Here is a 288-nt window from a genome sequence, read left to right as displayed (position 1 = left end):
GCAAGGGCTCGGCTGGATTCCATTAGCATTTCATCGGTAATACGAGAGGCCGAGACAGACAGTACCCCAAGGCCGATACCTGGGAAGATATAGCTGTTGTTACACTGAGCAATCTCAAGGCGTTTACCATTGACCAGTACAGGGGCAAATGGGCTACCGGTAGCGACTAGGGCTTGGCCATCGGTCCTATCAAGAACATCTTTTGGCACCGCTTCTACTCGGCTGGTTGGGTTCGATAGCGGGAAAACGATTGGGCGAGGGCAATGCTTATGCATGGTTTGAATCACC

General features: G+C 52.1%; 1 protein-coding gene. It reads right to left on the bottom strand.

What is annotated here, in order from left to right; translation table 11 throughout:
* A partial coding sequence (locus AB4585_RS23080; protein ID WP_372171129.1) for a malic enzyme-like NAD(P)-binding protein occupies nt 1–288 on the bottom strand: 288 nt, incomplete at both ends.

It is taken from the genome of Vibrio sp. 10N.222.49.C9, from assembly GCF_041474985.1.
In the GTDB taxonomy this organism is placed as follows: Bacteria; Pseudomonadota; Gammaproteobacteria; order Enterobacterales; family Vibrionaceae; genus Vibrio; species Vibrio crassostreae_C.
Note: the sequence above shows the minus strand (reverse complement) of the source record. Positions and strands in the feature narration are given on the sequence as shown.